Source organism: Thermodesulfobacteriota bacterium (assembly GCA_036482575.1).
Taxonomy (GTDB): domain Bacteria; phylum Desulfobacterota; class GWC2-55-46; order GWC2-55-46; family JAUVFY01; genus JAZGJJ01.
On sequence record JAZGJJ010000043.1, the window covers coordinates 1 to 10700 of the forward strand.

Here is a 10700-nt window from a genome sequence, read left to right on the forward strand (position 1 = left end):
CAACAACTTCGTCAGGACCGTAATGCGCCTGGCCGGGGAACGGGAGGAGCTCGGCGTGGTCTTCGACCAGGTCGGCACCCCAACCTATACGGCCGACCTGGCGAAAGCGGTGGCGGCCCTTATGGAGGCCGGACGGCCGGGCACCTACCACTTCTCCAACGAGGGGGTGGCGAGCTGGTACGACTTCGCCCATGAGATAGTAGGACGCATGAAGGAGAAGGGCTCCGTCCCCTTGAAGCTAAGGACGCTAAAACCCATACTGACCGAAGAGTACCCGACACCGGCCCGGAGGCCAAACTACACGGTGATGCATAAGGGGAAGTACAAAAAAACCACCGGCAGAGAGGTCCCGCACTGGAAGGACGCCCTCAAGAGGTTTATGGACACGCTGTGAGGTATACGGAAAGATGATAGACGGGGTAATAATAACGGACCTGAATAAACGTACGGACGAGCGGGGCTGGCTCGTGGAGCTCTTCCGTTCCGACGAAATAGACGAGGAGATAGGGCCCGTAATGGCCTACGTCTCCGAGAGTCTGCCGGGGAAGGCCCGCGGCCCGCACGAACACCTCCGCCAGACCGACTACTTCTGTTTCTTCGGCCCCTCGACCTTCAAAGTATACCTCTGGGACAACAGGAAGGGGTCGAAAAGCTACGGGGAGAAGGTCACCTTCCTTGCCGGTGAGGACGAGCCCAGGAGCGTGGTCATACCTCCCGGGGTGGTCCACGCGTACAAGAACGTCGGCCCCGTTCCGGGGCTTGTCTTTAACGGCCCGAACCGTCTCTACGCGGGGGAGGGTAAAAAAGAAGCGGTGGACGAGGTCCGGCACGAAGATATGCCGGAGACCGGCTACACCCTGGACTGACTATGGGTCGAGAGGGAAAAAACATACTCATAACCGGCGGGGCGGGCTTCATAGGCTCCAACACGGTCCGCTACATGGTGGAGGAATATCCCGGGGATAAGGTGGTTAACCTCGACAGCCTCACCTACGCCGGCAACCTCGAAAACCTCGAAGGTCTGGAGAACCGGGAGAACTACAAGTTCGTAAAGGGCGACATAGCCGACCGGCCGCTCGTGGATAAGGTGTTCTCCGAGCACAAGATAGACTCGGTCATCCACCTCGCCGCCGAGTCGCACGTGGACCGGTCGATCATAGCGCCGGAGGAGTTCTTAACTACCAACGTGATGGGCACCTTCACGCTGCTGGAGGCCGCCAGGAACGCATGGAAGGAGAAGGGTAGTAAGGACCGCATCTTCCTTCACGTGAGCACCGACGAGGTCTACGGCTCGCTCGGCGAGGAGGGGCTCTTCAGCGAGGAAAGCCCCTACATGCCGAACAGCCCTTACGCCGCCTCCAAGGCCGCCTCCGACCACCTCGTCCGGGCCTACCACCACACCTACGGACTGCCGGTGGTGACGACCAACTGCTCGAACAACTACGGGCCCTACCAGTTCCCGGAAAAACTCATCCCGCTTATCGTGCTTAACGCGCTGGAGGGGAAGGAGCTTCCAGTCTACGGGGACGGGCTTCAGGTGAGGGACTGGCTCTACGTACGGGACCACGCCATGGCGCTGGACACGGCACTGCGCAAAGGGAAGCCCGGCGAGACCTACAATATCGGCGGTGACAACGAGTGGAAGAACATAGACCTTGTGAAGCTCATATGCGCCATACTGGACGAGCTCGTCCCGGCTTCGCCCGACGTTCCCCACTCCTCACTCATAAAGTTCGTCACGGACCGTCCCGGCCACGACCGCCGCTACGCCATAGACGCCGCGAAGATAAAGGGGGAACTCGGCTGGGAGTCTCAATATCCGTTCGAGAGCGGGATAAGAGAGACCGTTAAATGGTACATCGAAAACCGTCCATGGTGCAACAGGGTGAGGACAGGGGAGTACATGGACTATTACGATAAGAACTATAAGGAGAGATGACGGCATGAACGTATGCATCATAGGCACGGGTTATGTGGGGCTCGTTACCGGGACCTGCTTCGCGGACTTCGGGGTCAACGTCACGTGCGTGGACAAGGACGCCGCCAAGGTGGAGATGCTCAGGAGAGGCGAGATACCCATATTCGAGCCGGGGCTGAAGGAGGTGGTCGATAAGAACCTCGCGGAAGGCCGCCTTTCCTTCACCACCGACCTTGCAAAGAGCATTCAGGATTCGCTCGTGATATTCATAGCCGTCGGGACACCGCAGGGTGATGACGGCTCGGCGGACCTCAGGTACGTCAAGGACGTGGCGGGCACCATCGCGGACAACCTCGTGGGCTACAAGGTGGTGGTCACCAAGAGCACGGTCCCGGTGGGCACGGGCGGCCTCATAGAGGGTATCATCCGGGAGAAGGTCGGTACGGACGGCAAGTTCGACGTCGTGTCAAACCCCGAGTTCCTGAGGGAGGGCTCGGCCGTCGAGGACTTCATGAGGCCAAACCGCGTGGTACTCGGCACGAGGAGCGAACAGGCCGTCGCCATACTGAAAGACCTCTACTCTCCCTTATACCTTATAGAAACCCCCTTCGTCATCACCGACGTGGAGACGGCCGAACTCATAAAGTACGCCTCCAACGCCTTCCTCGCCACCAAGGTATCCTTTATTAACGAAGTGGCGAATCTCTGCGAGAAGGTCGGCGCCGACGTTCATACCGTCGCAAGGGGCATGGGGCTCGACAAGAGGATAGGGCCCAAGTTCCTGCACCCCGGACCGGGCTACGGAGGGTCGTGCTTCCCGAAAGACACGCTTGCCATAACCTCCATAGCGAGGGACCACTCCTATACCTTCAGGATAGTGGAGGCGGCCATAGAGGTCAATACCGCGCAGCGGCGACTCATGGTGGAGAAGGTGGACGGCGCCGTTGGCGGCCTCTCGGGCAAGACAATCGGAGTACTCGGCCTTACCTTCAAGCCCAACACGGACGACATACGGGAGTCCCCGGCCGTGGACATAGTGCGCTCTCTGGTGGAGGGGGGGGCGAAGGTAAGGGCCTACGACCCTGTCGCCATGAAAAACGCCGGGGAGGTGCTGCCAGGCAGCGTCACCTACTGTAAAAACTCCTACGAGGCCGCAGACGGAAGCGATTGCCTCGTGATACTCACCGAATGGAACCAGTTCAGGAAGCTCGACCTGGAGAGGATAAAGAGGCTCTTGAAAAGCCCTCTGGTGGTGGACCTGAGGAATGTCTACACCCCCGAAGAGATGGAGAAGTCGGGCTTCAACTACGTCTCGGTGGGCAGGCCCCGGGCCTGACCTGAGTACCACCTATGGTGAATTGTCTTGACTATCGGCCTCTAAAGCGGTATATAGTTACAGGGTGACGGGTAAATTATATCTGGATAATCGCGGTAGTGTGGACTTCAAGGTCTACTTCTGGATTTTCGCCTTCTGCTTTGGGGTGTACGCCGGGTTCAAGTTCGTACCCATGTACTTCCATTACTACATGATGAAGTACGAGATCGCCTCCATCGCCAAACTGGCCCACAAGTACGAACCCAGCCGCGCTGGGGCTCTGGTGCTTAAAAAGGACATACTCCAGGTAGCGAACGAGTGGTACATCCCGGTCAACGAACGCAACCTGACGATCGAGTTAAGGATGCACAACGTGGATATAAAGCTTGAATACGAGGTCGAGTTGGATTTTTTCGGCAAGTATCAGCACGTGACCCCGTTTCGCATTCACAGCAGGGAGCGGATAGTACCGACCCGCTGAGATACGCGGGAACCGCACATAGCACACAAACCCTTTTAACTTAACCCCGAGAGGTTAAGAAGGGGAGAGATGAAGAGCGAAAATTCTAAAATCAGGGAAACCTCCGCATCCATCAAGGGTGTGGAGGTTTTTTTTGCGCGGGCGCATGCCCGCCTGAGCGGATAACGCGGGGAGCGAGAGATGGCAAAAAATAAAAAAACGGTAATGGACGGCAAGGCTATCGAGAGGGCCCTTGCCCGGGTATCCCACGAGATACTCGAGAGGAACGGCGGCACCGAAGGGCTCGTCATACTCGGCATACCCACCAGGGGATGGCACCTGGCAGGCCGCATAAAGGCCAAGATAGAGGAGATAGAGGGGGGGGAAGGGGGGGGGGTGCCGGTCGGCGCGCTGGACGCCACTCTCTACAGGGACGACATAGCGATAAAGGAGGCCCCGCCGCTCAAAAAGATGGACATACCGTTCTCCATTGACGGGAAGCTCGTGGTGATGGTGGACGACGTGCTCTTTACCGGTAGGACCATACGCGCCGCCATGAACGCGCTTATGGACTTCGGAAGGCCGATGGTCATCCAGCTCGCGGTGCTCGTGGACAGGGGGCACAGGGAGATACCCATAAAGGCCGACTACGTGGGCAAGAACATCCCCACCTCGCTCGGAGAGGGAGTAAAGGTCCACCTTGAAGAGGAAGACGGCATGAACGAGGTGGTGGTCACGCCCGCCGAGGGCGGTAAGGGAGGAAGGGGGGGGAGGGGGCAGGGATGAAGCTCGAGAAAAAAGACCTCCTCGGTATCGAGGAACTCACTAAAGAGGAGATAGAGCTCATCCTCTCAACGGCCGAGTCGTTCAAGGAGGTCTCGGAGAGGGACATAAAGAAGGTGCCCACGCTCCGGGGGAAGACCGTCATAAACCTCTTCTACGAGCCCTCGACCAGGACAAGGACATCTTTCGAGATAGCGGCAAAGAGGATGAGCGCCGACGCGATAAACATCTCCGTTGCGGCCAGTTCGGTAAAGAAGGGTGAGACCCTGAAGGACACCGCCCTTAACCTCGAGGCCATGAGGCCGGACTGTATCGTCATAAGGCACCCGGTGGCCGGCACGCCCGCGATGCTCGCCGGCTACCTCGACTCGGCGGTGATAAACGCCGGGGACGGCGCGCACGAGCACCCCTCGCAGGCGCTCCTGGATATACTTACCGTAAGGGAGAAGCTCGGGAGGATAGAAGGGGTAAAGCTCGTCATAGCCGGAGACATACTGCACTCTCGGGTCGCCCGCTCGAATATAATAGGTTTTACCAAGCTCGGGGCCGAAGTGCGGGTCTGCTCCCCGCCCACCATGATGCCGCCGGGCATAGAGGCGCTCGGATGCAAGGCCTTTACCGATATGGACGAGGCCATAAAGGACGCCGACGTTATAATGATGCTCCGGATTCAGCTCGAACGCCAGAAGAGTGCGTTCTTCCCCTCGGTGAGGGAGTACTCGCGCCTCTACGGCCTTAACGCCACACGGCTCAAGAAGGCGCCGAAAGACGTCATTATCCTCCACCCCGGCCCCATGAACCGGGGGGTGGAGATTTCCCCGGAGGTGGCCGACGGGCCGTGGTCTCTGATTCTCGACCAGGTAACTAACGGCCTGGCCGTCAGGATGGCCTTATTCTATCTACTGCTTGGCGGGCCTAAGCCAAATTACCCCAGAGAACGTCGGAAGCCGGACAGGGTATCGTTTGACGAAGGAGACGCGGCGTAATGAAAATGAAAAAACTCTTTATAAAGAACGGCAGGCTACTCGACCCGGCAACGGGCATTGACGGCAAGTTCGACATAGTCATAATGGACGGGCGCATAGCCTCAATGACCCCCCCCGGAAAAGGCGGCAAGGACACGGGGGGGGAAGGGGGGGAGGGGGGGGAGGGGGGCAAGGGCTCAGAGGTTATAGACGCGAAGGGGCTGCTCGTCGTCCCCGGCCTGATAGACCTGCACACCCACCTCCGGGAGCCGGGCTTCGAGTACAAGGAAACCATAGAGAGCGGCACGGCCGCCGCCGCTGCGGGAGGCTTTACCACCGTACTCTGCATGGCCAATACCGAACCGGTTAACGATAACGGCTCGGTCACGCGCCTTATAATAAGGAAGGCCGCGGACGCTCCGGCGAGGGTGTTGCCGGTCGGCGCCGTGAGTCAGGGGCTTCGGGGAAAGGTGCTGACCGAGATGGCCGAGCTAAAGGAAGCGGGCTGTGCGGCGGTATCCGACGACGGCATGCCCGTCACGGACGGCGGGCTTATGCGGAGAGCCCTTGAGTACTCGACCATCTTCGATCTGCCGGTAATAAGCCACGCCGAGGAGCTTTCCATCGCAGGGGAGGGGGTCATGAACGAGGGGGAGGTCTCAACGAGGCTCGGCCTTAAGGGTATACCCAACGCCTCGGAGGACTCGATGGTCGCCCGGGATATCGCGCTCGCCGAGCTCACCGGAGGCAGGCTGCACGTAGCGCACGTAAGTACGCGCGGGGCGGTGGAGCTTATAAGGGCGGCCAAGAAGCGCGGGGTCGCCGTAACGGCCGAGGCCACGCCGCATCACCTCACTCTCGACCATGGGGCGCTCAAGGGCTACGACACTAACTTCAAGATGAGCCCGCCGCTCAGGGTCCCCGAAGACGTCGAGGCCCTGAGGAAAGGAGTCGCCGACGGCACCATAGATTGCATCGCCACGGACCACGCACCGCACAGCTCGGTCGAGAAAGATGTCGAGTTCGACGCCGCGGCCAACGGGGTGGTGGGGCTTGAGACGGCCCTCGGGCTGGTCCTAAAACTCGTGGATGGAGGGGTCCTGGAGCTTGCGACCGCCATAAGGGCCATGACCTCGAACCCGGCCAGGGCAATGGGACTCGATGCCGGGAGTTTGAAGGTCGGAAGCCCCGCGGACGTCACAATCGTCGATTTGGGGCTGAAATGGACCGTGGAGCCGTCAAAATTCCGCTCAAAAGGGAAAAATACGCCCTTTACCGGCTGGAAGCTCAAAGGAGCGGCTGTTAAGACGATCCTCAACGGCAAAGTCGTCTACAGCAGGGCTAAAAAATAAGCTAACTTATTAACATTTACCTATAATTATATAAAACTTAAGGGTTTTTATGCCTAATCATAAAAAAGCAATCCTCGCTCTCGCCGACGGCACCGTGTTCGAGGGTTTTTCCTTCGGAGCGGAGGGCGAGACCGGCGGGGAGGTCGTCTTCAATACCTCGCTCACCGGCTATCAGGAGGTCCTGACCGACCCCTCCTACAGGGGGCAAATCGTGACCATGACCTACACCCAGCAGGGCAACTACGGCGTGAACCCGGAGGACGTCGAATCCCGGCACCCCTGGGTCGAGGGCTTTATCGTTAAGGAGTCTTGCCCCTATCCGAGCAGTTGGAGGTCAACAGGCACGCTCGACGGCTACCTCAAGGATAACGGGATCGTCGGCATAGCGGGGATAGACACCCGCGCGCTCGTCCGCCACATTCGCGACGAGGGCGCGATGGAGGGGGTTATATCCACGATTGACCTCGATGCCGCTTCGCTCGTCGAAAAAGCGAAAAAAAAGCCCGGCCTCGTGGGGAGGGATTTAGTTAAGGAAGTGACCTGTAAGGAATCGTATACTTGGGACGAGGGGCTGTGGGATATTGAAGACGGATTCTCCAAAGGTAATGGGAAGGGGAATAAGTATAAGGTCGTGGCCTACGACTTCGGTATGAAGAGGAATATCCTGCGTCACCTGGTGTCGGTGGGGTGCGATGTGACGGTGGTGCCGGCGACGACTACTGCCGAGGAGGTTTTGAAGATGAAGCCGGACGGCGTATTCCTCTCCAACGGCCCCGGAGACCCGGAGCCCGTCACCTACGCGCAGGAGAGCATACGGAAGCTTATCGGGAAGAAACCCGTCTTCGGCATATGCCTGGGGCACCAACTGCTTTCACTCGCCCTCGGCGGCAAGAGCTTTAAGCTCAAGTTCGGGCACAGGGGAGGGAACCAGCCGGTAAAGGATTTTAAGACCGGCAGGGTGGAGATAACCTCCCAGAACCACGGTTTCAGTATCGATATCGATTCAGTGCAGAAAGTAGCGGCAGTTACCCACATTAACCTTAACGACCAAACGGTCGAAGGTATAGAGCTAAAGGATAAGCCGGTCTTCTCGGTCCAGTACCACCCCGAGGCCTCCCCCGGCCCGCACGACGCGTCGTATCTCTTCAAGAGGTTTACGGGGATGATGGGGTGATGAAGTACGTGTAGTGTGAAAAGTTATGCCCAAACGTACCGACATAAATAAGATACTCCTCATCGGCTCGGGCCCTATCGTCATAGGGCAGGCGTGCGAGTTCGACTACTCGGGCACGCAGGCCTGCAAGGCGCTTAAGGAGGACGGCTACGAGGTCGTCCTCGTCAACTCCAACCCGGCCACCATAATGACCGACCCTAACTTCGCCGACCGTACCTACATCGAGCCCATTACCGCCGACATGGTCGAAAAGATTATCGCCCGCGAGAAACCCCAGGCGCTGCTTCCGACCATGGGCGGCCAGACCGCCCTTAACGTCTCGGTCGAGCTCGCCGAACGCGGCGTGCTCGATAAGTATAACGTCGAACTCATAGGCGCGAGTATCGAGGCCATAAAAAAGGCCGAGGACAGGGAGCTCTTTAAAAAGGCCATGCGTAAGATAGGGCTTGAAGTCCCAAGGAGCGTCTGCGTCAAGGGCTTTGAAAACGCCGTCGAAGCGATAGAGGGTTTCGGCTACCCGGTCATAATACGGCCTTCCTTTACGCTCGGGGGAACGGGCGGAGGCATAGCATATAACCGCGAAGAGTTCGAGGCCATGGCAAAGGGCGGAGTCGACGCGAGCCCCACCGACGAAATCCTCATAGAAGAGTCGGTCATAGGCTGGAAGGAGTTCGAGCTCGAAGTGATGCGCGACCGGATGGATAACGTCGTCATCATCTGCTCCATCGAGAACCTCGACCCCATGGGCGTCCACACAGGGGACTCCATAACCGTTGCCCCGGCCCAGACCCTGACCGACAAGGAGTACCAGATAATGCGCGACGCGGCCATAGCGATAATCCGCGAGATAGGCGTGGATACGGGCGGCTCGAACATACAGTTCTCCATGAACCCGAATAACGGAAAGATCTGCGTGATAGAGATGAACCCGCGCGTATCGAGGAGCTCGGCGCTCGCGAGCAAGGCCACGGGCTTTCCCATAGCGAAGATCGCCGCGAAGCTCGCCGTCGGCTACACGCTCGACGAGATACCGAACGACATTACCGAAAAAACCCCGGCCTCGTTCGAGCCGACCATAGACTACGTGGTCGTAAAGGTCCCTCGCTTCACCTTCGAAAAGTTCCCCAGGGCCAACGCCACCCTTACAACCCAGATGAAGAGCGTGGGGGAGGCCATGAGCATAGGGCGTACCTTCAAGGAGTCTCTCGGCAAGGCGCTCCGCTCGATCGAGGCCGGGAGCTACGGCTTCGAAAAGAAGGTCGGCGACGGGGTAGGCGGGCCGTTTAACCCCACCGATACCGAGCGCGAGCTAATAGCCGCGCGCCTTAAAACCCCCGGCGCCGAAAGGATCTGGTACCTCGCCGATGCCATACGGGGGGGCATGACCACCGAAGAAATATTCTCTCTAACCTCCATAGACCCGTGGTTCGTAAATAACATCCGCGACATAATCGGGCTCGAAGCCGAGATAATAACGGGCGGCCCATCGCCCGAGCTGTTACGGCAGGCCAAGGAGTGGGGCTTTTCCAATAAACTCCTCGGGGAGCTTACGGGCAAGGGAGAGGAGGGGATACGCTCGGCGCTTAAGGAGGCGGGCATCAAAGTCGTCTACAAGGCGGTCGATACCTGCGCGGCCGAGTTCGAGGCCTTTACGCCGTACCTCTACTCCACCCACGAGAGGCCATACTATAATGTGAACGATAATGAGAAAAAAACCGGGTGCGAGGCCGCGCCGACGGATGGAAAAAAGAAGAAAAAGGTGCTGATACTCGGCTCGGGCCCCAACCGCATCGGACAGGGCATAGAGTTCGACTACTGCTGCGTGCACGCAAGCTTCGCGCTTAAGGAGGAGGGCTTTGAGGCCATTATGGTCAACTGCAACCCCGAGACCGTCTCGACCGACTACGACACCTCGGACCGCCTCTACTTCGAGCCCCTTACGTTCGAGGACGTAATGAACATCGTGGAGAAGGAAAAACCACACGGCGTTATAGTGCAGCTCGGCGGGCAGACCCCGCTAAAACTCTCGGTGCCGCTTGAGAGGGCGGGCGTGAGGATACTCGGCACCACGTCGGACTCCATCGACAGGGCCGAGGACAGGGAGCGCTTCGACGAACTCCTGACAAAACTGAAACTCAAGCGCCCCGAGAGCGGCATGGCGCGGAGTACCGGCGAAGCTATAACCGCTGCGAAAAAGGTAGGATACCCGGTCATGGTCCGCCCCTCTTACGTACTCGGCGGCAGGGCCATGGAGATAGTCTACGACGAGGCGAGCCTCATGGGCTACATGACGCGCGCCGTCGAGGCCTCGCCCGAGCACCCCGTCCTCATCGACAGCTTCCTCGAAGGCGCGATCGAGATCGACGTCGACTGCATAAGCGACGGCGAGACGGTCGTTATAGGCGGCATAATGGAGCACATAGAAGAGGCGGGCGTCCACTCCGGCGACTCGGCCTGCTCCATACCCCCTTATTCGCTGCCACCGGACGTGCTCGACGAGGTCAGGAGGCAGAGCGTGGCGCTCGCGAAAGAGCTTGAAGTCGTCGGCCTCATGAACGTCCAGTTCGCCGTGAAGCACGGCGAAGTCTACATAATCGAGGTAAACCCCAGGGCCTCCCGGACCATACCGTTCGTAAGCAAGGCCATAGGAAAGCCTCTGGCCAAGATAGCGACGAAGCTCATGGTAGGGAAAGGAAGAAGCCTCTCGGAGCTCGGGCTTACCCACGAGATAAC

General features: G+C 58.9%; 10 protein-coding genes. All 10 read left to right on the forward strand.

Going from position 1 to position 10700, the window contains the following annotated elements; translation table 11 throughout:
• Positions 1–394: sugar nucleotide-binding protein (locus tag V3W31_02110; protein MEE9613730.1), on the forward strand; the 394-nt coding region annotated here is incomplete at its 5' end.
• A gap of 13 nt (positions 395–407) precedes the next feature.
• Positions 408–866, forward strand: coding sequence for a dTDP-4-dehydrorhamnose 3,5-epimerase family protein (locus tag V3W31_02115; GenBank protein ID MEE9613731.1), 459 nt, complete (start codon positions 408–410; stop codon positions 864–866).
• A gap of 2 nt (positions 867–868) precedes the next feature.
• The gene (gene rfbB / locus V3W31_02120; GenBank protein MEE9613732.1) at positions 869–1939 is read left to right on the forward strand and encodes a dTDP-glucose 4,6-dehydratase; all 1071 of its coding nucleotides are present in this window, start codon (positions 869–871) and stop codon (positions 1937–1939) included.
• A gap of 4 nt (positions 1940–1943) precedes the next feature.
• Positions 1944–3254: a UDP-glucose/GDP-mannose dehydrogenase family protein gene (locus V3W31_02125; protein ID MEE9613733.1), complete on the forward strand. Its 1311-nt coding sequence runs from the start codon at positions 1944–1946 to the stop codon at positions 3252–3254.
• Between the two features lie 100 nt (positions 3255–3354).
• On the forward strand, positions 3355–3714 hold the full coding sequence (locus V3W31_02130; protein MEE9613734.1) for a hypothetical protein: 360 nt from the start codon (positions 3355–3357) through the stop codon (positions 3712–3714).
• A 180-nt stretch (positions 3715–3894) separates the two neighbouring features.
• Positions 3895–4479 carry a bifunctional pyr operon transcriptional regulator/uracil phosphoribosyltransferase PyrR gene (pyrR, locus tag V3W31_02135; GenBank protein MEE9613735.1) on the forward strand — a complete coding sequence of 195 codons (585 nt, stop codon included), beginning with the start codon at positions 3895–3897 and terminating at the stop codon, positions 4477–4479.
• Positions 4476–5462, forward strand: a complete 987-nt coding sequence (locus V3W31_02140) for an aspartate carbamoyltransferase catalytic subunit (protein ID MEE9613736.1) — start codon at positions 4476–4478, stop codon at positions 5460–5462. The genes pyrR and V3W31_02140 overlap by 4 nt, the downstream gene beginning before the upstream one ends.
• Positions 5463–5467: 5 nt before the next feature.
• On the forward strand, positions 5468–6793 hold the full coding sequence (locus V3W31_02145; GenBank protein ID MEE9613737.1) for a dihydroorotase: 1326 nt from the start codon (positions 5468–5470) through the stop codon (positions 6791–6793).
• Positions 6794–6842: 49 nt separating this feature from the next.
• Positions 6843–7967: a glutamine-hydrolyzing carbamoyl-phosphate synthase small subunit gene (carA, locus tag V3W31_02150; protein MEE9613738.1), complete on the forward strand. Its 1125-nt coding sequence runs from the start codon at positions 6843–6845 to the stop codon at positions 7965–7967.
• 25 nt (positions 7968–7992) lie between these two features.
• Positions 7993–10700: carbamoyl-phosphate synthase large subunit (carB, locus tag V3W31_02155; GenBank protein ID MEE9613739.1), on the forward strand; the 2708-nt coding region annotated here is incomplete at its 3' end.

What these genes read in the sequence shown, in the direction of transcription:
- carA (MEE9613738.1), top strand. Translation starts at nt 6,843, where the DNA reads ATGCCTAATCATAAAAAAGCAATCCTCGCTCTCGCCGACGGCACCGTG.
- V3W31_02145 (MEE9613737.1), top strand. Translation starts at nt 5,468, where the DNA reads ATGAAAAAACTCTTTATAAAGAACGGCAGGCTACTCGACCCGGCAACG.
- V3W31_02140 (MEE9613736.1), top strand. Translation starts at nt 4,476, where the DNA reads ATGAAGCTCGAGAAAAAAGACCTCCTCGGTATCGAGGAACTCACTAAA.
- V3W31_02125 (MEE9613733.1), top strand. Translation starts at nt 1,944, where the DNA reads ATGAACGTATGCATCATAGGCACGGGTTATGTGGGGCTCGTTACCGGG.
- pyrR (MEE9613735.1), top strand. Translation starts at nt 3,895, where the DNA reads ATGGCAAAAAATAAAAAAACGGTAATGGACGGCAAGGCTATCGAGAGG.
- V3W31_02115 (MEE9613731.1), top strand. Translation starts at nt 408, where the DNA reads ATGATAGACGGGGTAATAATAACGGACCTGAATAAACGTACGGACGAG.
- rfbB (MEE9613732.1), top strand. Translation starts at nt 869, where the DNA reads ATGGGTCGAGAGGGAAAAAACATACTCATAACCGGCGGGGCGGGCTTC.